Here is a 24,750-nt window from a genome sequence, read left to right as displayed (position 1 = left end):
GTTTTTGGCGGGCACAGCATACAACAGTCACCAGAGACTAGGATATGGACCCTAACTCAGTCTTCCTGCAGCCTGCCGAGGATGGCATTAACCACAACCTTGGGGCCGCGCTGATCTGTCTCAATGATGAGGTCAGCGATTTCGCGGTACAGCGGGTCGCGTCGAGCCATCAAGTCTCGTAATACCGCCTCGGGGTCGGACGTTTGCAGCAACGGACGCTGGCGATCCTTGGCAGTGCGCTGCAGCTGCTGATCCACACTGGTACAAAGATAAACAACCAGCCCGTTGGCCGCCAACGCAGCGCGATTGGCCGGGCGCATGACCACACCACCACCGGTAGCCAGAACGATCCCTCGCTCCAACACCAGCTCGGCAATCATGGCTTCTTCGCGCTGACGAAACCCCTCTTCCCCTTCTACATCGAATATCCAGGGAATATCCGCGCCGGTGCGCACTTCGATCTCGCGGTCCGAATCTTTGAAGGGAAATTTGAGCTCTTTAGCAAGCAAACGCCCGATGGTGCTTTTACCAGCACCCATCGGGCCGATCAGAAAAACATTACGCAACGGACTTACCTAGCAAGGGAGACAGCCCCGTTGTTGATGATGCGCGGCGTCAGAAAGATCAGCAACTCGCTTTTACTCTCTGCCTTCACATCACGACGGAACGCTTTGCCTAAAATGGGAAGATCCCCCAAGAACGGCACCTTCTCCTGAGATGTCTGGGTTTCGCTGGAGAACACACCACCGATAACGATAGTCTCGCCGTCCGCAACCAGAATATTAGCATTCACCTCGTTCTTACGAATGGTCGGCACACCGTTAACCTCGTTGGTAAAGTCAGGCTCGTCTTTGGTGACGATGACTTCCATGATTACCTGGTTATCCGGAGTAATCTGCGGAGTCACTTCGAGCGAGAGAACCGCCTCGGCGAACGCAGTGGTAGTAGCACCACTGGAACTAGCCTCTTGATAAGGAATTTCGGAGCCTTTCAGGATTTTGGCGGTTTCTTTGTCGGACGTAACCACCTTTGGCTGAGAAATAACTTCGCCGTTACCAGTGCTCTCCATTGCCGACAATTGCAGATCAAGCATTGAGTTATCAGTTACAAAACCGATGCCGATACCTGACGTCGCCCCAATAACACCCATATCAACAAAGGGCGTGCTGGCAGTAGACGCCAATCCATCATCCCCATAAACCCGATACCTGTCACTGTCTCCCAGGCTGAATTCACCGCTCCAGTTAACCCCAATGGCCTTGTCAAAGCCCACATTCGCCTCGACGATACGCGCCTCGATCATGACCTGACGCACCGGAATATCCAGCTGAGTGACAATGCGACGCAGCTCATCCAACTTGTCTTGGGTTTCCAAAGCAATAATGCTGTTAGTTCGCTCATCTACGGTCAGCGAACCGCGCTGGCTATCCGCATCAGCCGAGGTAACCGAGGCAAATAGCTGCGCAATATCGCTAGCCTTGGCGTAGTTGACTTGAATCAGCTCGCGACGCAACGGTGCCAACTCTGCGATTTGCTTCTGCGATTCCAGCTCCTGGCGCTCGCGTGCAGCAATCTCCTCCGCCGGAGCAACCAGCAAGACATTACCGATCTGCCGCTTGTCCAAGCCCTTGGTTTTCAGCACAAGATCAAGCGCCTGATCCCATGGCACGTTCTGCAGGCGCAGCGTAATACTGCCTTGCACCGTATCACTGGCCACCAGGTTCAGATCAGTGAAATCCGCGATCAGCTGCAACACCGAACGCACTTCGATATCTTGGAAGTTCAGCGACAGCTTTTCACCGGTGTAGGTAAAGGCGTCAGCGCGACGCTGCTCGACCTCCGCGGGGGTAAGCGGCTTGAAGCTTACCGTGAGACGATTATCCGCCTGATAGACCAAGTGCTCGTAACTACCGGTCGGTTCAATCACGATTGACGCATTGTTACCACTGCCCGTCGCGTTTACGAAGTTCACCGGAGTCGCAAAATCTTTGACATCCAACTGAACACGCAGCGCGTCCGGCAGTCGCGTGTTGGGGAAGTTGAGCTTTACGCGCCCGCCCTGCTCTTCAACGTCAACCTTGATGCCGGGATCGGTCAGATCGATGATGACATTGCCTGAGCCGTCGGTGCCGCGCTGAAAGTCGAGGCTACTGATAGCACGACCACCCACGGCGGCCGAACTGGACACCGCCGGCTCATCACTGGCTCGCCAGTTGCTGTTGGCAGCCGCAGGCGCCACAGACGCCGACGTTGACGCGGACACTCCGGCCTCTGCGCCAACAGTCACGTACAGGTCATTACCCTGAACGCGCGTGTTGTAAGGTGCGAGGGATGTCAGGTTAATAATCAGGCGCGTACGATCTCCCGCCTCAACGATAGTAACGCTGCGCGCATTACCCAGTCCCAGCTCGCGAGAGCGTTCGCCCAGCTTGTTCTGCACACCAGGCAAATCAAGGGCAATACGTGCCGGCTGATCGATAGTGTACCCCTTGGGAGCTGCGCTGACAGGCTCGTCAAAACTCAGCTTTAACTCAACACGGTCACCTGGCAGTGATGCCACGTCCATGCCTTGCAGGTCGGCGGCCAGGGCCAGCGGGCTCAGCAACGCCATCAGCGCTGCGAGCGGAAGTTTTCTGGTCAGAAGCATTTTTTTGCGTTCCACGCGTGACTGTTTGCAGTTCATGTTATCTCTCCCTGGTTGTCCTACCCGCGCTCAGCGAGGCTGAGGGTACGCGGACGCTCCAACCACCCGCCTTCACCATCCGGCACGATTTCCACTACATCAACGCGATTTTCTTCGATTCCGGTCACACGTCCGTGATTGCGTCCCAGATAGTCGCCAACCCCGACCCGATGCACACTGCCGGCACCCTGAATCAGGGCCTGCATTCCGGCAGAGTTGCTCAAAGTCCCCACCATCTCGAAGCTCTCGATATTGAAACCCTCAAGGAACTGCTTGACCCGGTTTTCGTCAGGCTTGATGTCCTGCGAGCCCTTCTGACGCTGAGTCAGGTCTATCTTGATCGGCGGCTGAAACGGACTGCGTAAGGAAGAAGCGCTGTAGGTAAAGGCTTCATAAGGCTCAAAGCGAGGCAGCGGTTCGATTTTCCCTGCCGGCCTGGCACGCGTCTCATCCATAAAGCGCTGCAAATCGGCAAACTCGTTACCACCACACGCAGCCAGAAGGCCAAAGGAAGCCAGCACCGCAAGTTTGGTTAGCTTGTTCATTGCTGGCCTCCCGCGTCGTTATAACGGTAGGTTTTGGCCAAGATATTCATTGCCAAAAGGTCCGGGTTACTCGCACTGACTGGCGAAATCGTGAAGTCGCCTAGAGTAACGATACGAGGTAGGCCAGCCACGCTGCTCACGAAAGTGGCCAAATCGTGGTAACTACCACGAACGACGATATTGATAGGCAACTCGACATAAAACTGCTGTGCGACTTCAGGCTGGAGGGTAATGGACTCGAACTCCAGACCACTATTGAGCCCCATCTGAGTGATGTCTTCGAGCAGACCAGGCACCTCGCTATCCTTCGGCAGCTGTTTCAGCAAACCACTGAAACGCTCCTCAATCTCCGCGAGCTGGGCCTTATAGGCTTCCAGATTAGCCGCCCGATATGACTTATCGGTAAAGTCCTTGCGCAGCACGACCTCTTGCTGCTCAGCCCGTTCCAGGCTCGCCCGCAAATCCTTCAGGTGAAATTGGTAGCCCAACACCAGCAGCACGGCAAACACCACCGCACACACAATCACTTTGAGCGCGGCCGGCCAAGACCCTATGTTGTTGAAGTCCAAGTCGTCCGCCTGGAGCTTCTTTAAGCTTTCCATCTGTTGAGCGAAACTCATTGCTGCTGTTCTCCCTCAGCGGCACCGGCTCGTGGCGCGGTCTGTTTGACTGACAGCTCGAACACGTTCGCTTGATCGACCGCACCAGAAGTGACAGCTTTGACCGCCGTCAGATTCGGCGAAGTCAGCCACTCAGAGCCATCCATTTGGCGCATCAGATTGGAGACGCGGCTATTAGATTCAGCACCGCCCTTAACGGAAATCGTGGAACCCTTCATGCCAACGTTAGTGAAGTACACACCATCCGGCAGCGTGCGCGCCATTTCGTCAAATACGCGAACGATGACTGGGCGCTTGCCCTGCAAATCTTGGATAATCCTCATACGATCCAGCAGTTGAGCACGCCGCGCCTGCAGCTCCTCAATTTCCCGGATGCGCGCCTCAAGCAGCGTAATCTCCTTCTTCAGAAAGGCGTTGCGCTCATTCTGATGGTCGATGCGCCCATTGATATAGCGATCGCCCAAGAAGACCAGCGCACCTGCAAGCAGGACAACCAGTGCCAGAATCGTCAGGAATTCCTTTTTTCGTTCTTCCCTTAGCTGCTCGCGCCAAGGCAACAGGTTAATGCGAGCCATCAGTCAAAACTCCTCATTGCCAGACCACATGCGATCATCAATGCTGGCGCGTCGTTGCTCAGGGCAACTGCGTCAACCTTGTTGGACAGGGTCATGTTTGCAAAGGGGTTGGCAACCAGGGTGGTGGTTCCGATTTTCTGCTGCACCAATTGGTCCAGACCGGGGATAGAAGCGGTGCCGCCAGCCAGCAGAATGTAGTCCACGTCGTTATACTGACCGCCGGCGAAGAAGAACTGCAGCGATCGGGACACCTGCTGAACCACCGCGTCCTTGAAAGGCCCGAGCACCTCAGACTCGTAATCATCCGGCAGACCGCCCTGCTTCTTGGCAAGACCAGCTTCTTCCTGAGACAGGCCATAGCGGCGCTGAATCTCGTCGGTGAGCTGCTTACCACCAAACAGTTGCTCGCGTGTGTAGATGGTGCGACCGCCGCTCAGAACACTGAGCGTCATCATGGTTGCACCGATATCAATCACCGCGATCGTGAGCCCTTCATCATCAGCATCCAGCTGCCCAACCACCAGCTCGCACGCCCGCTCCATCGCATAGGCCTCGACCTCCACGATGCTGGCTGTGAGCCCAGCCAACGCCAGCGCAGCCTCGCGAATATCGACGTTCTCACGACGACAGGCGGCCAGCAGCACTTCTTCGCGCTCAGGGTTTCGGGGGGATGGCCCCTGCACTTCGAAGTCGATCGCGACTTCATCGAGGGGGTAGGGAATATACTGATCGGCTTCGAGCTTGATTTGCTCTTCCATCTCGTCGGGATCAAGACCAGCGTCCATCTCAATGGTCTTGGTGATCACTGCAGATCCGGCGACGGCGACGGCGGCTTGCTTGAGTGGCGACCTGGATCGCGCGAGCACTTTTTCAAGTGCTTGGCCAACGCCTTCAAGCTCGACGATATTTTTCTCGACCACCGCTCCGGGTGGCAAGGGTTCGACCGCATAGGCTTCAACCTTGTAGCGGCCTCCGGCGCGACTGAGCTCCAGCAGCTTCACCGTGGTGGAGCTGACATCGATGCCCAGCAGCGTGTTCGCTTTTTTCTTTAGGAGCCCTAGCACAGCCAATTTCCTATCAGCATCCGACACTTACGGACGGTTTATGTTTTCCTACATTAAATAACAGTCCTTGTACAAGCGCAAATGGCTAAATCAAAAAAAATACGCTTATAATGCAGACTGCTACACCGTTCTCAATTAGCAATCCAGCTAACTTTCTAATTATTCAGGGAATTCCACATCCCTTATGCGTCTACTGAGATTTCTGTTCTGGTCTATCTTCGCGCTGGCCTGCGCGCCAATCATGATTTTGAGCGGCGTCGCGCTGTATCTTAGCCCTGCGCTGCCAGATGTTGAAACCCTACACGATGTCGAACTGCAAACCCCGTTGCGGATATATAGCACAGATAATCGTCTGATAGCAGAGTTCGGTGAAATGCGTCGCTTCCCGATCAGCTACAACCAGGTGCCTGCTGCATTTGTACACGCTCTGCTGGCCGCAGAGGATGATAACTTCCTCAATCATCACGGCGTTGACCCGATGGGCCTGCTGCGCGCTGCCAGCGAGCTGGCACAAACCGGGCATATTCAGACCGGCGGCAGCACCATCACCATGCAGGTCGCGAAAAACTACTTTCTTACCAGCGACCGGGTATTTTCGCGCAAGCTGAACGAAATCCTGCTGGCGCTGCAGATCGAGCGCAACCTCGACAAGCACGAAATCTTCGAGCTCTACGTCAACAAGATCTATCTGGGCAACCGCGCCTACGGCATCGAAGCAGCGGCGCAAGTATATTATGGCAAGTCGATCAACGAACTGCCGCTTGCCGACCTGGCGATGATCGCGGGCCTTCCCAAGGCACCGTCGCGCTATAATCCGATTGCCAACCCGGAACGCACCAAGGTGCGTCGCGACTGGATTCTCGACCGCATGCTCACCCTCGGTTACATAGACGAGACAGCTTACCGAGAGGCGGTTAACACCCCCATTACTGCCCGCAATCACGGCGCCAACCCGGAGATGGAAGCGCCCTACATTGCGGAAATGGCGCGTCTGGAGATGGTCGAGCGCTACGGCGACAAGGCTTACACCCAAGGCTTCAACGTTTACACCACGGCCGACAGCAGGTTGCAGGAGATGGCCAACCATGCCCTGCGCGACGGCCTGCAAGACTACGACCGCCGCCACGGCTACCGGGGCCCGGAAGCGCGCAACCCGGACATCACCTTGGAGCAGGGAGTCGAGCTGCTAAATGGCTATAAAAGCCTCGGCGGCCTTGAGCCCGCACTGGTCACCGCAGTCAATGCGGAGAATGTCGAGATACGCCTGCGACGCGACCAGACCGGGTTGATTGCCTGGGAACAGATGAGCTGGGCTCGCCCCTATCTTAGCGCCAATGGTATGGGGCCGCGCCCCGCCAAGCCGATGGACGTACTCAAGCCGGGCGACATCATTCGCGTCAGCCGAATAGAGGACGACAACTGGCGCCTGGCCCAAGTCCCGGAGGCACAGAGCGCTCTGGTTGTGCTAGGCCCGCAGGATGGCGCGATCAAGGCGCTGATCGGCGGCTTCTCGTTCGTGCAAAGCAACTACAATCGCGCCACCCAAGCGCGCCGCCAACCCGGCTCCAGCTTCAAACCATTCCTGTACTGTGCCGCGCTCGACAAGGGCTACACACCTGCCAGCCTGGTCAACGATGCGCCGCTGATCTTTGTCGACGATTATCTGGACTCAATCTGGCGACCGCAGAACTCCGGCGGCGACTTTCTTGGCCCCATTCGCCTGCGCGAAGCGCTGTACCGCTCACGCAACCTGGTCTCAATTCGCCTGATGCAAGACCTGGGAGTGGACAACGCCCTGAGCTACATCGAACGCTTCGGCTTTGACCGCAAGGAGCTGCCTCGCAACCTCTCGGCCTCGCTCGGCACCTCGGAACTGACGCCCCTGCAAATCGCGCAGGGCTACGCAACCTTCGCCAACGGCGGCTACGCCGTCAAACCCTACCTGATCGACCGCATCGAGAACCGCTACGGCCAACTGATCGACTACAGCAAACCGCCGGTCACCCCGGAGCTGACCGAGCAGCAACAGGCTCGTCTGAACGCCTACGTCGAGCGCCAGGGCAGCAGCATCAGCGAGCAACCTGCCGAGGCTGAACGCGTAGTCGATGAACGCACCATCTATCAACTCAACAGCATGCTGCGCGACGTGGTGCGTCGTGGCACGGCAGTGCGGGCCCGCGCACTTAACCGCAATGACCTGGCCGGTAAGACCGGCACCACCAACGACCAGAAGGACGCCTGGTTCTCCGGCTTCAACCCGGACCTGGTTGCAACCGTGTGGGTCGGCTTTGACCAGCCCAGCACCCTGGGTCGCCGGGAGTATGGCGGCACCGCCGCGTTGCCCATCTGGATGAATTTCATGGGGCCGGCACTGGAAGGCGTGCCCGACCGCGAGCCAAGCATGCCCCGCGGCCTGGTCACCGCCCGCATCGACCCGGCGACCGGGCGCAGCGCGCCGCCCGGCACCGAAGGCGCCTTCATGGAAATATTCAAGCAGGAAGACGCGCCGCCGCCCTACAGTGAACTGGAGATGGGTGGCTACGACAGCGGTGGAGCGGTTACGCCACTGGAACTGTTCTGAGCCAACGCATGGACCTGGCGCCGCAACCAACGATTGACCGGGTCGTGTTCCATGCCCTTGTGCCAGTAAAGCGTCAGGCCGATCTCCGGTAGCGGCAGGGGCATCGGCAAGAGCCGGTTACCCAACGGCCGATTGATCAGTTCGGCGTGGCGCCGCGACATGGTCAGCAGCAACGGCGTCTGCGCCACCACCAGGCTCGCCGCTTGATAGCTCTGGCACTGCTGCACCACGTTGCGCATCAACCCCAGATGTCCCAGCGCCAGATCCTCAAAGGATAACCCGCGCCGCCAAGAGGCGACGGCAATGTGCTCAGCGGCCATGTAGCTGTCCGCCGTCAGCTCGCCTTCAAACTGCGGCCCGGCGACCACGCACAATGGCTCCTTGACCAACTGCATCTGCCGCAGACTGGCATCAGCCGGACGGGCGATCTGCACCGCCAGATCAATCCGCCCTGCCGCCAGCTCCAGCTTCAACTCGGACCATCTCACACCGACTGTACGCACCCGACTGCGCGGCGCCTGTTTGCGCAAGTGCGTCAGCAGCGGCGGAATCAGTACCGGCTCCAGCTGTTCAGGCAGGCTGATGGTGAAGGTGCGGGCGTCCTCCTGCGGATCAAACTGTTGCAGGTAGCCGAGGCTTTGCTGCAGCCTCCCCAGACTGTCGATGATGCCGGGCGCCAATCGCATCGCCGCCGCCGTCGGCGTCACGCCCCTACCCTCGCGAACAAACAGCGGATCAGAGAAGTGCTCGCGCAGCCGGGCCAGCGAATGACTCACCGCCGACTGACTGACGTGCAGCACTGCCGCCGCCCGCGTCAGGTTGCGCTCGCGGTAAACCACCTCAAACACCCGAAACAGATTAAGGTCTATCCGGGCCAATGATGGGGAATCATTCTTTTCACTCATCAACAAACACCTGCTGCATGCGCTATGCCCCCGAGATTACGCGCCCACAGCCAAACCATGAATAGTAATCATGGTTCTGAATGAATATTGATCGCTTCTTATCCGCCTCGACAGCTCCTAAGCTTGAGCGACAACAACAGCAAGAGGCACGGACATGCACGAGCAGGACTATCTCGACACCCTGAAGGCGATTCAAGCCAACGTCTGGCCGGCCGGCAAACCGACTAGCCCCGTCTACCCGCAGGGTGAGCGTCCGCTGACCGAATATCTCGCGCACTGGGCCCAAACCGCGCCCGACCGCGTTGCCGTCCACTTCTACGGCCACCAGCTGACCTACGCCGAGCTGGATGACCTGAGCAACCGCTGCGCCGCCCTGCTGCAGGCCCAAGGCATCAAGCCGGGCGACCGGGTTGCGGTGTTCATGCCCAACTGCCCGCAACTGCATATCGCCTTTTACGGCATTCTCAAGATGGGCGCGATCCACGCCCCGGTCAGCCCGATGGCCAAAGGTATGGAACTGAGCTACCAACTCAACGACTGCGGCGCCCGCGCCATCATCTGCTTCGATCAGTTGCTGCCGGTGGTGCGCGAAGTCCGCGAGCAGACCGCACTGGAAATGGTATTCAGCACCAGCCTGTCCGAACTCTGTCCGGCCCAGCCGCCGATCCCGGTGCCGGACCTGCTGCAGGCACCCAAGCTGCCGATCACCGACAGCATCGACCTGATGCCCGCGCTGGCGGCCACCGCGCCGGCACCGCAGAGCCTGCCAAAGCTAAAGCTGGATGACACCGCCGCGCTCAACTACACCGGCGGCACCACCGGCTTGCCCAAGGGCTGCATCCATACCCACGGTGACATGCTCTACACCTGCGCCAGCTTTATGCCGGCTGCCATGGGCTTTGATGAAGAGCGCATCGGCCTGAACTTCATGCCGGAATTCTGGATTGCCGGCGAGAACTCCGGCCTGCTGTTCCCGGTGTTCGCCGGCACCCCTCTGGTACTGCTGGCCCGCTGGGATGCGCTGACCTTTATGAGTGCGATCCAGCATTACCGGGTTAGCCAGACCGGCCTACTGGTCGACAGCGCCTCCGAAATTCTCGATCACCCGCAGGTCGGCGAGTTCGACTTTAGCTCGCTAGAGATCACCAGCTGCGTCTCCTTCATCAAGAAGCTGACCCCGGAATACCGCCGCCGCTGGCGCGACCTGACCGGCTGCACGCTGTTCGAAACCAGCTTCGGCATGACCGAAACCCATACCTGCGACACCTTCACTGCCGGCCTGCAAGACGACGATTTCGATCTGAAATCCGAGCCCACCTTTGTCGGCCTGCCGGTGCCCGGTACCGAGTTCAAGGTCTGCGACTTCGACACCGGCGCGCTGCTGCCGCTGGGCAGCGAGGGCGAGCTGTGCCTGCGCAGCCCCTCCCTGCTCAAGGGCTACTGGAACAAGCCGGAGGCCAGCGCCGAGGCGCTGCGCGACGGCGGCTGGCTGCATACCGGCGACAGCGGCGTGATCACCGAGCAGGGCTTTATCCGTTATCTGGGGCGGCGCAAGGAGATGCTCAAGGTCAACGGCATGAGCGTGTTCCCCAGCGAGCTGGAAGCCATGCTCGGCCAGCACCCGGATATTCTCGCCTCCGCGGTCATCGGCAAACCCGACCCGCAACGCGGCCAGACACCTCTTGCCTTCATCATCATCAAGCCCGGCAGCCAGGCCAGCGCCGAGTCACTGCGTGACTGGTGCAAACAGGCAATGGCGATCTACAAGGTGCCGGAGATTCGGCTGGTAGATACACTGCCGATGACCGCGACCGGCAAGGTCAAGAAACAGGAACTACAGGACTGGATCAACTAACCCATGGCATTCAACCGCATTCTTATCGCCAACCGTGGCGAAATCGCCATTCGCCTGGCCCGCGCCATCGCTGACTGCGGCGCCACCAGCGTTGCCGTGTACGCCGAAGATGACGACCAGTCGCTGCACGTTCGCAGCGCCGATCAGGCCGTCGCCCTGCAGGGCCAGGGTGTTGCCGCCTATCTGGACGCCGCCCAGCTGATTCGCATCGCCAAGGAGCAGAACTGCGATGCGATTCACCCCGGCTACGGTTTCCTCAGCGAAAACGCCGACTTCGCCCGCGCCTGCGAGCAGGCCGGCATCACCTTTATCGGCCCAGCGCCTGAGGTGCTCGACACCTTCGGCGACAAGGCCAGTGCGCGTCGACTGGCGCAGCAGCAGGGTGTGCCCCTGACCCAGGGCACCAACGAGCCGACCACGCTAGAGCAGGCACGCGACTTTATGCAATCGCTGGGCGACGGCGCAGCGGTGATGCTGAAAGCCTTGGCTGGCGGCGGCGGGCGCGGTATGCGTGCGGTGCATGATCTTGCCGAGCTGGACGACGCTTTCGCCCGCTGCAGCTCCGAGGCCACCGCCGCCTTTGGCCGTGGCGACCTGTATGTCGAACGACTGATCCGCCGCGCTCGGCATATCGAGGTGCAGATCATCGGCGACGGCACCGAGGTTGCCCATGTCTGGGAGCGCGACTGCACCCTGCAACGCCGCAACCAGAAGCTGCTGGAAGTGGCCCCGGCGCCGAGTCTTGATCCGGCTGTGCGCACGCAATTGCATGAAGCCGCCTGCACCCTGACCCGCGCGGTCGGCTACCGCGGCCTATGTACCGTCGAGTTTCTGCTCGACGAGGAGCACGGGGATTTTGTCTTTATGGAAGCCAACCCGCGCATTCAGGTTGAACATACGGTAACCGAGGCGGTGACCGGTCTGGATCTGGCGGTAACGCAGATTCAGCTCGCCGCCGGCAAGACGCTGGCGGAACTGGGCCTGACCCAGACCGAGATTCCGGCGGCACGCGGCTTTGCCGTGCAGCTGCGCATCAATCTGGAAAGCATGGCCGCCGACGGCAGCACTCGCCCGGCCGGTGGCACGCTCAGCGCCTACCAGCCGCCCAGCGGCCCGGGTATCCGCGTCGATGGTTACGGCTACGCCGGTTACACCACCAGCCCGCGCTACGACTCACTGCTGGCCAAACTGATCGTGCACGCAGGTGGCGACTACCCGAACACCCTGCGCCGCGCCTATCGCGCACTGTGCGAATTCCGCCTGGAAGGTGCCGCCAGCAACCTGCACCTGCTGCAGAACCTGCTGCAGCACCCGCAGGTGCAGAGCAACGACGTATCCACCGCCTTTATCGAAGCCGAGGCTGCCAATCTGACCGCCGCCCACGCCAGCGCCCATCCGCACCGGTTCTTCCAGAGCAGCACGAACAGCGCCGCCGCCAGCAGCACGCAGACCGATGCACCCGCCGGCACCGAGCCGCTGAATGCGCCGGTACAGGGTGTTCTGGTCAGCCTGGATGTGCAGGTTGGCGACAGCGTCGCGGTCGGCCAGCAGGTCGCGATCATGGAAGCCATGAAGATGGAGTTTGTGGTCAAGGCAGCCCAGAGCGGTATCGTCCGCGCGCTGGCCGCCAACGCCGGCGACAGCCTGTTCGAGGGCAGCGCCCTGCTCTATCTGGAGCCCGCCGACGTGGCGGGCAACGCTCAACAGGATGAAGAAAGCGTTGCCATCGACCACATCCGCGCCGACCTGCAGGAAGTGCTGGAGCGCCGCGCCGAGCTGACCGACGAGCGCCGCCCGGAGGCCGTGGCCAAACGCCGCAAGACCGGCCAGCGCACCGCCCGCGAGAACCTCGCCGACCTGCTCGACGACGGCAGCTTTATCGAATACGGCGGCTTTGCGCTGGCTGCCCAGCGCACCCGCCGCACCCACGAAGAGCTGCTGAAGATGAGCCCGGCCGACGGCCTGATCAACGGCATCGGCACCATCAATGCCGACAAGTTCGGCGAGCACGCCGCCCGCTGCATGGCGCTGTCCTACGACTACACGGTGTTCGCCGGCACCCAGGGCGTCACCAACCACAAGAAGACCGACCGCATGCTGGAGCTGGCCGAGCAGTGGAAGCTGCCGCTGGTGTTCTTCACCGAAGGCGGCGGCGGCCGCCCGGGCGATATCGACAAGGTCGGCGTGGCCGGCCTGGACTGCACCACCTTCATGCGCATGGCGCGGCTGTCCGGCATGGTGCCGACCGTGGGTATCGTCTCCGGCCGCTGCTTCGCCGGCAACGCCGCGCTGCTCGGCTGCTGCGACGTAATCATCGCCACCGAGAACGCCACCATCGGCATGGCCGGGCCGGCGATGATCGAAGGCGGCGGCCTCGGCCGCTTCACCCCCGAACAGGTTGGCCCGACCAGCATGCACGGCCCGAACGGCGTGATCGACGTGCGGGTGCAGGACGAGGCCGAGGCTACTGCGGTGGCCAAGCAGTACCTGTCCTACTTCCAGGGTGATCTGACGGACTGGGAAGCGGCGGACCAGCGCGAGCTGCGCCACCTGATCCCGGAAAACCGCCTGCGCGTGTATGACATCCGCAAGGTGATCGAGACGCTGGCCGACCGCGATTCTGTGCTGGAGCTGCGCCGCGAGTTTGCCCCGGGGCTGATCACCGCGCTGATCCGCATCGAAGGCCGCGCCTTCGGCCTGATCGCCAACAACCCGATGCATCTCGGTGGCGCCATTGATGCCGTCTCCGGTGACAAGGCGGCGCGCTTTATGCAGCTGTGTCAGGCCCACGGCCTACCGATGGTCTCGCTGTGCGACACCCCCGGCTTTATGGTCGGCCCGGATGCCGAGCAGCAGGGCACCGTGCGCCACGTCTCGCGCATGTTCGTCACCGCTGCCAGCCTGAGTATTCCGTTCTTCACCGTGGTACTGCGCAAGGGCTACGGCCTGGGCGCACAGGCGATGGCAGCCGGCAGCTTCCACGCACCAATGTTCACCATCGGCTGGCCGAGCAGCGAGTTCGGTGCGATGGGGCTGGAAGGTGCGGTACGGCTGGGCTACTCGAAGGAGCTGGCGGCGATTGAGGACGAAGGCGAGCGTCAGGCAACCTTCGAGAAACTGGTCGCCGAGCTGTACCAGCGCGGCAAGGGCATCAGCATGGCCAGCTTCCTCGAGATCGACGCCGTGATCGACCCGCTGGAAACCCGCGACTGGCTGATGCGTGGCCTGCACTCGGCACCGGATGAGGCGCTGAAAAAGGGCACGCGGCCGTTTGTCGATACCTGGTAAACGGTTGTTAGAGGCTCTCCAGGCCGACCACCCGATCGGCCTGGGGCAGCAGCTGCGCATCGTGCCCCAGCAGCAGCACGGTGCGGCCCGCCAGCCAAGGTTCCAGCTGAGCCTTCACCCGCTCGCGGGTGGCTGCATCCAGGCCGCTGAAGGGCTCATCCAGTACCACCAGCGGCGCGTCCTTGAGCAGCACCCGCGCCAAGGCCAAGCGTCGCCCCTCGCCGCCGGAGAACTGCCGGCCCGACTCCCCCACCCAGGTATTCAGGCCGTCAGGTAGGCCGTCCACCAAATCCGCTAGCTCGACCCTTTCCAACGCGTCCCACAGCTGCTCGTTGCTGGCGGCCGGATTACCCAGCAGCAGGTTGGCGCGGATGCTGTCATGCAGCAGCTCGGTCTGTTGGGTGAGGTAGCCAACCTGACTGCGCCAGTGCTCAAGCGACAACGCCGGTAAGGCGACGCCGCCCACCAGCACCTGCCCGGCGTCGGGGTCAAGCTGGCGCGCTGCCAGCGCCGCGAGGGTGGACTTGCCCACGCCGGAGGCGCCAATCAACGCCAGCCGCTCGCCGGCGTACAGAGTCAGATTCAGGTGCTGCAGCCCCGCATGCGACACGCAGACGTCGTGCCATTGCAGGTCCGGCTCCGCCGGCAAGGCAGCCGACACCAACACCTCGGGCAGCCGGCTGTGCAACTGCGCTTGCTGGTTCAGGCGCTGCGCCGCAGCCAGGGTCGCGCCGCTTTGCGCAAAGGCCGCCGGCAAGCCGGCCAGGCCTTCGCTCAAGGCCATCAACGCAAGCGGAATCATCACCATGACCGGGCCGGACAGCAGCCCTGCGGTGTAAGCCTGCACAGCGCCGAACAGACCGACTAGCACCGCCGCCATCACACCCAGGGTCGCCAGCGCCTGGCCCAGGGCGATACGCCCTTGCAGAACCAGCTGTTCGTCCAGCATCTGCCGACTGGCGCGCAGCAGTTTCTGCTGGTGCAGCGCCAAGGTGCCGGCGGCGCTCAACTCGGCCAGCCCCTGCAATTGCTCAATACTCTTACTGCGCAGCTCATCAAGCTGCTCCACCCGACTGGCGCTGTAACGCAGGCCGGCCAGTGCCATACCCAGTGTCAGGGCCAACAACAGTGCCAGCAACAGGCCACCGAGCAGCGCCGCGAGCGACAGGTGGAAAAGCGCAATCACACCGCAGACCAACACAATGCCGAGCAGCGCCACCAGTGGCGGAGCCAGCAAACGCAGATACAGGGAATCCAATGTGTCGATATCGGCGGTCAGGCGGTTCAGCCACTGCGCCGCGCGCAGCCGGCCCAGGGTTGCCCCGTCCAGCGTCGCCAGCGCACTGAAGTGACGACCGCGCAGGTCCGCCAACAGGCGCAGTACCGTATTGTGATTGAATACCCGCTCGCTGTAGCGCGCCACCGTGCGGGTGAGCGCAAAGAAGCGAATACCGCCGCCGGGCACATACACATCAAACATGACCCGCTGCCCCGCCGCCCAGAACAACGCGGTCACCCCAGTGGCGGTGATAAACCAGCCCGATAGCGCCAGCAAGCCGATGGCGCTGAACAGGGTCGCCGCCAGCAACAGCGCGCCCACCAGCAGACGCGTGCGGCGCTGCAGCATCAGCGCCAGCCAGGGTTTGAGTTCACCCATCGGCAAGCATCCCTCGATTCAGCACATAGCGCCGATCTGCCAGCGCCATCAACGCCGGGTGGTGAGTGGCAATAACCAGCGTCTTGCCGCTGTCTGCCAAGGCGCGCAGGGCCAGCACTACCTCGGCCTCGCTGCGCTCATCGAGGCTCGCGGTGGGCTCGTCCAGCAGCACTAGCGGCGTATCTGCCAACCATACCCGCGCCAGCGCCAGCCGTTGCGCCTGCCCCCCCGACAGCCCGCGGCCGCCCTCGCCCAGCAGCGTTTCCAGCCCATTCGGCTGCCGGCTCAACAACTCACTCAAGCCCACCGCATCGAGCGCACGCAGCATGTCCGCCGCCGTTGCCTGCGGCGCGGTAAGACGCAGATTGTCTGCCCAGCTGCCCTGAACCAGAAACGGCCGCTGCCCAAGCCAGGCCAACGGCAGCTGCCCCGGCGCCTGGCCGAACACGCTGATGCTGCCGCTGTGCGGTTTGATGAAACCGGCCATACAGTGCAACAGGCTGGATTTGCCCGCACCAGAAGGCCCGGTAAGTGCCACCACCTGTCCGTGCGCGATCCGCAGGCTGGCATCGAGCAGCACGGTGCCACGCTGGGGGTAAGACAGCTGCACGCGATGCAAGGTGATGCTGTCACGCTCGCCCGCCACGATCGCCCTTCCTGAGACAGGAGCCCCCTGCGCCGCCTCGGCTTGCAGTTCCGCCATGCTGTCGGCGGCCGCCAGCGCTGCCGCGCGGTCATGGTAAGCCTGCGCCAGACTACGCAACGGCTGAAAAAACTCGGGTGCCAGCAACAGGATCAGCAAGCCGGAGAACAGGGTAAGTTGCCCGGCCGGACCGTAGTCGATGTAGCCCAGCAAGCCAAAGCCGATATACATGGCCACCACGGCAATCGCCACCGAGGCAAAAAACTCCAGTACCGCAGAAGAGAGAAAGGCGATGCGCAGGGTACGCATAGTGACCGCACGATAGCGCTCGGCGGCCTCCTGAACCGAGCGGGTGGCCGCGCCGACCTGACCAAACAGCTGCAGGCTGGTCAGGTTGCGCACCCGGTCAAGAAAGTGCCCCGCCAACCGGCCCGCTTCCAGCACATGCTGCTGACTGACTCGTTCTGCGCTCATGCCCACCAACGCCATAAACAGTGGAATCAGCGGGGCAGACAACAGCAGAAACAGCGCCGCCAGCCAATCGAGCCAGAAGACCAACAGTAGAATCAGTAGCGGCGACAGCAGCGCCAGCCACTGCTGCGGCAGATAACGCGCGTAGTATCCATCCAGCGCCTCTACCTGCTCGACCCATTGGTTGCTCAGCGCGGCACTGGAGCGGCCAGCGAGCCGAACCGGACCCAGCGCCGCCCAAGTTGCGGTCAACTGCTCACGGGCGCGTTGCCGTACCCGTGCGCTGGCGTGCTGCCCGCAACGCTCCTGAGCGGCCTGCGCCACTGCACGTAGCAACACTGCCAGCCCCAGCGCCGACGCGGGCCAGAACAGCGAAGCAAAGGGCGCCTGCTCAATCAGCAAGTGATGCACCAGCCAGGCAATCAGGCCCATCTGCGCCATGATCGCCAGTGTTTGCAGCACACCGGCCAGCACTGCGGCGTACAGATAGCACCGCACGCCCAAACCCTGCTGGCGCAGCCATTGACGGCTGCGGCGGCCGGGCTCAGTGATAGCCTTCACCCACGCGGACCTTGCCGCGGAACACCCAGTAGGTCCAGGCCGTATATGCCAGGATGATCGGGATGACGAACAGCATGCCGAGCAGCAGGAACAGCTGCGAACCGGGTGATGAGGCCGCATCCCAGAGGGTAAAGTTGGGCGGAATCACATAGGGCCAGCGGGTCCAGAGCAGAGCAAAGTAGGTGGCGAAGAACATCGCCATGGTGGCGATAAAGGGCATCACTTCCTTGCGCTTACGCAAGCCGCTCCAGATCTGGTAGGCAAAGAACAGCGCCAGCAGCGGGAAAATCCAGATCCAGCGTACCGTGGCGAACCAGCGCTCGAACGCACTTGGATCAACCGAGGGCGTCCACAGGCTGATAATGCCAAACACCGCCAGTACCGTGCCGAGCAGCCAGGGCGCAATCCGGTAGGCCCACTGCTGGATATAGCCTTCGGACTTCATGATCAGCCAGGTGCTGCCGAGCAAGCCGTAACCGGCCATCAAGCCGATCCCGGTCATCACGGTAAAGGGTGTCAGCCAGTCGAGTGCGCCCCCGGCATAGGCCAGACCTTCAGTCTCATAGCCCTGCACAAAACTGCCCACCACCACGCCCTGAGCAAAGGCTGCCAGGTAGGAGCCGCCGGCAAAGGCCCAGTTCCAGAGATAGCGTGAAGACTTTGCCTTGAAGCGAAACTCAAAGGCCACGCCACGAAAGATCAGGCCCGCCAGCATCAGAAATACGCCGATGTAGAGCGCCGGCAAGAGGATCGAATAGACCAGCGGAAAGGCCCCCAGCAGGCCGGCGCCACCCAGTACCAGCCAGGTCTCGTTGCCGTCCCAGACCGGCGCTACCGAGTTCATCATCACATCGCGCGCGTCTTCATCCGGCGCAAAGGGAAACAGCATGCCCACGCCCAGATCAAAGCCGTCCATCAGCACGTACATGATCACCGCGAAGGCGATGATCATGGCCCAGATCATCGACAGGTCAAAGATTTCCGTTTCCATGCTCAGCCCCCTTAATGTTCCAGAGTTACATCGCTGCCGGACAGCGGACGTGACGGCCGGTGCACGTCGTCATCCTCTTCGCCATGCAGGGCATCCACTTCCAGACCGTCCTGCAGCACCCGCATCAGGTAGTACAGGCCGGCACTGAAAATCATCGCGTACACGGTGATGTAGCCCAGCAGGGTAAACAGCGCCATGCCACCGGTCAGCGAGGGCGTAACACCCTGGGCGTGGGTCATCAGACCGTACACCAGCCAGGGCGCACGGCCAGTTTCGGTCACCAGCCAGCCGGCCAGCACCGCGACAAAGGGCGTCACGCTCATCAGCCGCAAACCTTGCAGAAACCAGGGCGTCTGCCAGTAGCGGCCTTTGAAGCGCAGCAGCAAGCCGACAAAACCAGTGCCGATCATCAGCAGCCCCAAGCCCACCATGACCCGGAAACTCCAGAACACCAGCGCCACCTCCGGCTGCTCCTCCACCGGCACTTCCTTGAGGCCCGGCACCACACCGTCAAACTCGTGGGTCAGAATCAAGCTGGCCAGCTTCGGGATACCAATTTCCACCAGGTTGCTCTGGCTGTCCTTGTCCGGCCAGGCAAACAGCAGCAAGGGCACCCCGGATGAGGTTTCCCAGTTGGCCTCCATCGCCGCCACCTTGGTTGGCTGGTGCTCTAGGGTATTGAGCCCGTGAAAGTCACCTACGACCGCCTGGGTTGGCGCGAGAATCAGGATCATCCACAGACACATGGACAGCGCCTTGCGGTTGACCTCCACCTCGCGCTCGCGCAGCAGATACCAGGCACTCACCCCCGCAACCACAAAGGCGCCAGTCAGGAAAGACGCCAGCACCATGTGCGCCAGGCGATAGGGGAAAGAGGGGTTGAAAATGGCCTCGCTCCAGGAGGTCACGAAGAAAATACCGTCGCGCAACTCCACGCCGGCCGGGGTATGCATCCAGCTGCTCGCGGCGAGAATCCAGAAGGTGGAAATCATGGTACCCAGCGCCACCATGCAGGCAGCAAACAGGTGTAAGCCCTGCGGCACCCGGTTGCGGCCGAACAACAGCACCCCCAGAAAGGCCGCCTCAAGGAAAAAAGCGGTGATCACCTCATAGCTGAGCATCGGCCCGAGGAAGTTGGCCGCCGCGTAGGAGTAGTTGCTCCAGTTGGTCCCAAACTGGAACGACATGACGATGCCCGACACCACGCCCATGCCGAATACCACGGCAAACACCTGAACCCAGAATTTGGACAGGCGTTCCCAGACTGGATTGCCGGTCTTGAAAGACAGCATTTCCAGAAAGGCAATAAAGGTGGCCAGGCCGATACTGAATACCGGAAAGATGGTATGAAAGGACACCACAAAGGCGAACTGGATACGTGATAGCAGGAGGGGATCAAGTTCCATGTGCACTGCTCCTCGGGGCAAGAGGCACCGACTATGCGAACCTTGGCGCCTTGATTGACACCTGGTTCTGACCGTCCGGTGCCATGGAATGTTCCAGGCGCCGATTGTGCCCCGCACACTCCGGCAGCGACAGGCGGCCGATTGCCGCAGTCACGCCCCAACGACTGAGCAGGCGGTAGCCCCTAGAGCATAGTCCAAAGGGTAACCGCCAGCGGCAACAGCAAGGCGGTGGCGGTCCCCATCAGACTCATCGCCAGGGCAGAGAAGGCGCCGGCCTCCTCCCCCTCTTCCAGCGCGCGCGAAGTACCCACCGCGTGCGCTGTCAGGCCCATCGCCATCCCCCAGGCGGCCGGATGATCCACCCCGCACAGGCGCAGCAGCCAGGGTCCGAAGATCGCGCCCAGCACGCCGGTAAACATCACAAACACCGCGGCCAGCGCGGCAACGCCACCAATCTGCTCGGCCACCAGCATGGCGATCGGCGAGGTCACCGACTTGGGCGCCAGGGTCATCATGATCATATGCTCGGCGCCAAGCAGCCAGGCGAACAGAACCGTCAGTACGGTCGCCAGGGTGCCGCCCACCAGCAGGCAAATCAGCACCGGCCAGAAATAGCTGCGGATGCGGCGAAAGTTCATATACAGCGGCACCGCCAGCGCCACTGTGGCCGGCCCCAACAGCACCTGCAGCGGCTGCACCGCTTCGCTGTAATGGGCGTAATCCTGTCCTGCTGCCAGAATCACCAGCACCAGTACGGCGGTCGACACCAGCACCGGATGGAACACCGCCAGTCGAGTGCGTTGATACAACGCCACACCCAGCTGATAGGCAGCCAGCGTCATGCCAACCCAGAACAAGGGATGGTCGACCACAGCCTGCCAGGCCTGCAGCAAAGAGCCGCTCATGGCGCCCTCCTGCGTTCCTGACGCTCAATCAGCTTCTGCATCAGCCAGCCACAGAACGGCATGCTCAGCGCCAGCGACAGTGCCAGCGTTAGCAGGATAGCGGTGGCATCAGCCAGGATTTCGCTGCCGTAGACCATGATGCCGACGGCCGGTGGCACCAGAATCAGCGGCAGATAGGTGAGCAGGCCACTGGAGGCCAGGCTGATCGACTCACTGACGCCGCCACGCACACACAGGTACACCACCATCAGCAGCATGCCGATGATCGGCCCTGGTAAAAAAGGCAGCACCAGCACATTCAGTCCGGTGCCCAGCAGCTGGAAAAATACCAGCCAGGTCAGTCCACGTAACAGCATCAGTCAAGGTCCAGCAGATCAGGATGCGGCAAGGGTAAACACTCACCCAGCAGGTGCCTAGTCCTACTACGGTGAAATAGCGTTTCCAACCTGGAAACACCGCGATTCCCCGACGAGCGCCAGCTGCTTAACGGCGCGTTTTGCTATACCATGCGCGCCGGCGTTACACCCCAAACACCCCCACTATAAAATGGAGAAACATCCATGAGTCGCCTGACCCGCGCTGCCCTGGGTAGCACACTGATGCTGGCCAGCAGCCTTGCCCATGCCTATCCGCTGCTGTGGCAGAACAACAGCCTGACCTACCTGTACGGCACCGACTTCCAGGTTGACCCTGACACCCAGCAGACGGTCACCTTCGAGCACGCCAGTGGTTGGACCAAGGGTGATCTGTTCGCCTTTTTCGACAGCATCCACTACAACGGCGGCACCAACGCCGCCGGCGACAACAGCACCTACTACGGTGAAATCTCGCCGCGCCTGTCGCTGAGCAAGATCACCGGCCAGAGCTTCGCCTTTGGCCCGGTCACCGACGTGCTGCTGGCAGGTACCTACGAGTTTGGTCGCCACGACCTGAAAAACTACCTGCTCGGCCCGGCCATTGATCTGAGCATCCCCGGCTTCGACTACGTCCAGCTGAATACTTACTACCGCCACGCCGACAAAGACGAAGGCGGCCGCGGTATCTGGCAGATCACCCCGGTCTGGGCTTACACCGTACCGGTAGGCAACTCTGACGTGCTGATCGACGGCTTTATCGACTGGGTTGTCGACAACGACGGCGACAACTACCACGCCAACCTGCACATCAACCCGCAGATCAAATACGATCTGGGCAAGGCGCTGGGCTGGTCCGCGAAGCAGCTGTACACCGGTATCGAGTACGACTACTGGAAACACAAGTACGGCATCCCGAACGGCACCTTCGGTCTGGACACCTACCAGAGCGCAACCAACCTGATCGCCAAGTACCACTTCTGATCAGGGCATAAAAAAACCGCAGCCAAGGCTGCGGTTTTTTATGTGCGGCACCCGTAATGCCAACGGCCACGGCATGTCGTGGCCCTACGACGGTGAAGTTGCGCTCTTGCCGTAGGGACGCGACATGTCGCGTCCGACCGTGCCAGTGGTGCAGCCGCATACCTGAAGCGCGAGCGCTCTCCAGCATTCGCCGCGCCATCCGGTGGAAAAGCCTGCGGCTTTCTCCACCAAGTACTCAGTACCCCCGCAACGCCGCGAAGCGATTGGCGTGATAGCGGTAATCGCCAAACAACGCCTGCACACTGCGCGCGCGCTTCATAAACAGACCAATATCAAACTCGTCGGTCATGCCCATGCCGCCGTGCATCTGCACCGCTTCGTTGGTCGCCAATTCGGCTACTTCGCAGGCCTTGGCCTTGGCTAGGCTGACCCACTGCGCCGCCTCGGCGTCACCGGCGTCCAGCGCCATCTGCGCCTTCAACACCGCCGACTTGACCAGCTCCAGTTCACTGAACAGGTGCGCACAACGGTGCTGCAGCGCCTGGAAAGTGCTCAGCGCCACACCGAACTGTTTACGCTCCTGCAGATAGGCCACGGTGCGCTCAAACACTTCCAGCGATAGGCCGAGCAACTCGCCGGCCAGCTGGGCGTTGACCACATCCAGCGTCAGTTCCAGTGCGGCCCAGGCGTTGCCCGCCTCACCCAGCAGATCAGCAGCGGCGACCTTCACGTTGTCAAAGCTGACAATCGCCGCGTTGCGGCTGTCGGCCATGATGGTGCGCTCAACGCTGACGCCCGGCGCGTTGCGGTCGACCAGCAGCAGACTGATGCCGGCCTGATCGGCTTCGCTGCCCTCGCTGCGCGCAGAGACAATCAGCTTGTCGGCCACGTGACCGTCCACCACAAAGGCCTTGCGACCGTTGAGCAGATAACCACCATCAGCTGCCTGCAACCGGGTTGCCACCCGGTTCGGCGCGTGGCGCGGCGCTTCATCGACCGCCAGCGCCAGCAGCAAGCTGCCATCGGCAACCTGCGGCAGCAGCGCCTGCTGCTGTTCGCTGGAGCCGGCCAGCAACAGCGCCGCAACGCCACCCACGGCGGTCGAGATCAGCGGTGATGCGCTCAGGTTACGGCCGACCTGTTCACTGACCTGGCCCATGCCGACGTAACCAAACTGGGCACCGCCAAGTGCTTCAGGAATCAGCGTGCCGACAAAGCCCATCTCGACCATGCTCTGCCACAGTTCACGGGAGAAACCGGTTTCGTCGCGGTTGTCGCGCAGCGCACGCAGCTGACTGACCGGCGCGCTTTCGCCCATAAAACGCTTGGCCGCGTCCTTGAGCATCTGTTGTTCTTCGTTAAGTACCAATGCAGACATGACAGTGCTCCCTTACTGAAGGCCGAGAATGTTGCGAGCGATGACGTTGAGCTGTACCTCAGTGGTACCGCCTTCGATCGAGTTGCCCTTGGAGCGCAGCCAGGTACGCGGAATCGCACCCTCGCGCGAGGCCTTCCCTTCCCAGACCAGACTGTCACTGCCATGCAGAGCGACCATCATTTCCTGCCGACGCTTGTTCAGCTCGGTGCCGTAGTACTTGAGCATGGCCGAGGCCGCACCCACGCCCTGCCCGGCCTTGGCTTCGTCCAGCACCCGCTCGGCGGTCAGGGCAAAGGCCGCCGCATCCAGGTCCCATGTCGCCAGTTCGCTGCGCAACATGCCGTCCGCCAGCTTGCCGTCTTCCAAACCAACAGCATCGACGGCGATCTGTGGCAGGGTCTTCTGGCCTGCAGCCGTGCGGCCCATGCCGCCGATCATTTCCCGCTCGTGGGTCAGCAGATACTTGGCGATGGTCCAGCCGGCGTTGATCTCGCCGACCACCTGATTCTTCTCGACCCGCACGTTGTCGAGGAAGGTTTCGCAGAACGGCGAGCTGCCGGAGATCAGTTTGATCGGGCGAGTGCTGACGCCGGGGGTGGTCATGTCGAACAGCACCAGGCTGATACCCAGCTGTTTCTTGGCATCCGGGTTGGTGCGCACCAGACAGAACATCCAGTCGGCCTTGTCGGCGTAGGAGGTCCATATTTTCTGGCCGTTGACGATAAAGTGGTCGCCGTGATCTTCGGCGCGGGTCTGCAGACCGGCCAGGTCGGAGCCGGCACCCGGTTCGCTGTAGCCCTGACACCAACGGATTTCGCCGCGGACAATCGGCGGCAGGTGCTGACGCTTCAGCTCTTCGGAGCCAAACTTGAGGATCGCCGGGCCGATCATCCAGATACCGAAGCTGGACAGCGGCGGGCGAGCGTTGATGCGCGCCATCTCTTCGCGCAGCACCTTGTGCTCCTGCTGACTCAGACCACCGCCACCGTATTCACTCGGCCACTCGGGCGCGGTCCAGCCACGGGCGGCCATGCGCTCCAGCCACAGTTTCTGGTCTTCGCTGGCGAAGGTGAAGTTGCGTCCGCCCCAGCAGGCATCATTATCCGAGCGCTGCGGAGTGCGCATGCTCTGCGGGCAATTCTCTTCCAGCCAGGCACGGGTTTGCTGGCGAAATACGTCCAGATCGGCCACGGGCGTTCTCCTTTGTTGTCGTTTGTTTGCAGGAAGTGCTGAACAGGTCCGACAGCAAAGATACCGTGCCAGCGGCCTCACCGAAGCGCCCGTT

At 61.6% G+C, this 24,750-nt stretch carries 19 protein-coding genes; 4 read left to right on the top strand and 15 right to left on the bottom strand.

Annotation, left to right across the window (positions count from 1 at the left end):
* Nucleotides 1–56: 56 nt before the first annotated feature.
* From aroK to HV822_RS10800, 6 genes are read right to left on the bottom strand one after another with little or no spacing between them, the layout of a single operon-like run.
* On the bottom strand, nucleotides 57–566 hold the full coding sequence (gene aroK, locus HV822_RS10825; protein WP_238869998.1) for a shikimate kinase AroK: 510 nt from the start codon (nucleotides 564–566) through the stop codon (nucleotides 57–59).
* Nucleotides 567–571: 5 nt separating this feature from the next.
* Nucleotides 572–2,683, bottom strand: a complete 2,112-nt coding sequence (gene pilQ / locus HV822_RS10820; protein ID WP_275419351.1) for a type IV pilus secretin PilQ — start codon at nucleotides 2,681–2,683, stop codon at nucleotides 572–574.
* Between the two features lie 20 nt (nucleotides 2,684–2,703).
* Nucleotides 2,704–3,228, bottom strand: coding sequence for a type 4a pilus biogenesis lipoprotein PilP (pilP, locus tag HV822_RS10815; RefSeq protein ID WP_238869997.1), 525 nt, complete (start codon nucleotides 3,226–3,228; stop codon nucleotides 2,704–2,706).
* Nucleotides 3,225–3,848, bottom strand: coding sequence for a type IV pilus inner membrane component PilO (gene pilO / locus HV822_RS10810; protein WP_238869996.1), 624 nt, complete (start codon nucleotides 3,846–3,848; stop codon nucleotides 3,225–3,227). Before pilO ends, pilP begins: the two co-directional genes overlap by 4 nt.
* Nucleotides 3,845–4,423, bottom strand: a complete 579-nt coding sequence (locus HV822_RS10805; protein ID WP_238869995.1) for a PilN domain-containing protein — start codon at nucleotides 4,421–4,423, stop codon at nucleotides 3,845–3,847. Before HV822_RS10805 ends, pilO begins: the two co-directional genes overlap by 4 nt.
* Nucleotides 4,423–5,487 (bottom strand): pilus assembly protein PilM, encoded by a 1,065-nt coding sequence (locus HV822_RS10800; protein WP_238869994.1) that lies wholly within the window; start codon nucleotides 5,485–5,487, stop codon nucleotides 4,423–4,425. Before HV822_RS10800 ends, HV822_RS10805 begins: the two co-directional genes overlap by 1 nt.
* 184 nt (nucleotides 5,488–5,671) lie before the next feature.
* On the opposite strand from HV822_RS10800, the gene HV822_RS10795 reads away from it, so the two are divergent.
* Nucleotides 5,672–8,068 (top strand): penicillin-binding protein 1A, encoded by a 2,397-nt coding sequence (locus tag HV822_RS10795; RefSeq protein ID WP_238869993.1) that lies wholly within the window; start codon nucleotides 5,672–5,674, stop codon nucleotides 8,066–8,068.
* Here the strand turns inward: HV822_RS10795 and HV822_RS10790 are convergent.
* The gene (locus tag HV822_RS10790) at nucleotides 8,026–8,973 is read right to left on the bottom strand and encodes a LysR family transcriptional regulator (RefSeq protein WP_238869992.1); all 948 of its coding nucleotides are present in this window, start codon (nucleotides 8,971–8,973) and stop codon (nucleotides 8,026–8,028) included. The genes HV822_RS10795 and HV822_RS10790 overlap by 43 nt on opposite strands.
* 154 nt (nucleotides 8,974–9,127) lie before the next feature.
* On the opposite strand from HV822_RS10790, the gene HV822_RS10785 reads away from it, so the two are divergent.
* Both HV822_RS10785 and HV822_RS10780 read left to right on the top strand, forming a co-directional pair.
* Entirely contained in the window at nucleotides 9,128–10,828 is a 1,701-nt protein-coding gene (locus HV822_RS10785; RefSeq protein WP_238869991.1) for an AMP-binding protein, read from the top strand.
* Between the two features lie 3 nt (nucleotides 10,829–10,831).
* Nucleotides 10,832–14,116, top strand: coding sequence for a carboxyl transferase domain-containing protein (locus HV822_RS10780; RefSeq protein ID WP_238869990.1), 3,285 nt, complete (start codon nucleotides 10,832–10,834; stop codon nucleotides 14,114–14,116).
* A 7-nt stretch (nucleotides 14,117–14,123) separates the two neighbouring features.
* Here HV822_RS10780 and cydC read toward each other — a convergent pair whose 3' ends face one another.
* The 6 genes from cydC to HV822_RS10750 all read right to left on the bottom strand — a co-directional run bounded on the left by cydC (nucleotide 14,124) and on the right by HV822_RS10750 (nucleotide 21,106).
* The gene (cydC, locus tag HV822_RS10775) at nucleotides 14,124–15,773 is read right to left on the bottom strand and encodes a thiol reductant ABC exporter subunit CydC (RefSeq protein WP_238869989.1); all 1,650 of its coding nucleotides are present in this window, start codon (nucleotides 15,771–15,773) and stop codon (nucleotides 14,124–14,126) included.
* The gene (gene cydD, locus HV822_RS10770; RefSeq protein WP_238869988.1) at nucleotides 15,766–17,448 is read right to left on the bottom strand and encodes a thiol reductant ABC exporter subunit CydD; all 1,683 of its coding nucleotides are present in this window, start codon (nucleotides 17,446–17,448) and stop codon (nucleotides 15,766–15,768) included. Before cydD ends, cydC begins: the two co-directional genes overlap by 8 nt.
* Nucleotides 17,432–18,439, bottom strand: coding sequence for a cytochrome d ubiquinol oxidase subunit II (gene cydB / locus HV822_RS10765; RefSeq protein WP_238869987.1), 1,008 nt, complete (start codon nucleotides 18,437–18,439; stop codon nucleotides 17,432–17,434). Before cydB ends, cydD begins: the two co-directional genes overlap by 17 nt.
* Nucleotides 18,440–18,450: 11 nt before the next feature.
* Nucleotides 18,451–19,845: a cytochrome ubiquinol oxidase subunit I gene (locus HV822_RS10760; protein WP_238869986.1), complete on the bottom strand. Its 1,395-nt coding sequence runs from the start codon at nucleotides 19,843–19,845 to the stop codon at nucleotides 18,451–18,453.
* A gap of 182 nt (nucleotides 19,846–20,027) precedes the next feature.
* Nucleotides 20,028–20,750: an LrgB family protein gene (locus tag HV822_RS10755; protein WP_238869985.1), complete on the bottom strand. Its 723-nt coding sequence runs from the start codon at nucleotides 20,748–20,750 to the stop codon at nucleotides 20,028–20,030.
* Nucleotides 20,747–21,106: a CidA/LrgA family protein gene (locus HV822_RS10750; protein ID WP_238869984.1), complete on the bottom strand. Its 360-nt coding sequence runs from the start codon at nucleotides 21,104–21,106 to the stop codon at nucleotides 20,747–20,749. Before HV822_RS10750 ends, HV822_RS10755 begins: the two co-directional genes overlap by 4 nt.
* A 204-nt stretch (nucleotides 21,107–21,310) precedes the next feature.
* Between HV822_RS10750 and HV822_RS10745 the strand changes: the two genes are divergently transcribed.
* On the top strand, nucleotides 21,311–22,087 hold the full coding sequence (locus HV822_RS10745) for an outer membrane protein OmpK (protein ID WP_238869983.1): 777 nt from the start codon (nucleotides 21,311–21,313) through the stop codon (nucleotides 22,085–22,087).
* A gap of 235 nt (nucleotides 22,088–22,322) precedes the next feature.
* Here HV822_RS10745 and HV822_RS10740 read toward each other — a convergent pair whose 3' ends face one another.
* On the bottom strand, nucleotides 22,323–23,465 hold the full coding sequence (locus HV822_RS10740) for an acyl-CoA dehydrogenase family protein (RefSeq protein ID WP_238869982.1): 1,143 nt from the start codon (nucleotides 23,463–23,465) through the stop codon (nucleotides 22,323–22,325).
* Nucleotides 23,466–23,477: 12 nt separating this feature from the next.
* Nucleotides 23,478–24,656: an acyl-CoA dehydrogenase family protein gene (locus HV822_RS10735; protein ID WP_238869981.1), complete on the bottom strand. Its 1,179-nt coding sequence runs from the start codon at nucleotides 24,654–24,656 to the stop codon at nucleotides 23,478–23,480.
* Between the last annotated feature and the right edge of the window lie 94 nt (nucleotides 24,657–24,750).

Origin of the sequence: Halopseudomonas maritima (genome assembly GCF_021545785.1) — a bacterium.
GTDB classification, from domain to species: domain Bacteria; phylum Pseudomonadota; class Gammaproteobacteria; order Pseudomonadales; family Pseudomonadaceae; genus Halopseudomonas; species Halopseudomonas maritima.
This window is presented reverse-complemented; position numbering and strand designations above follow the sequence as displayed.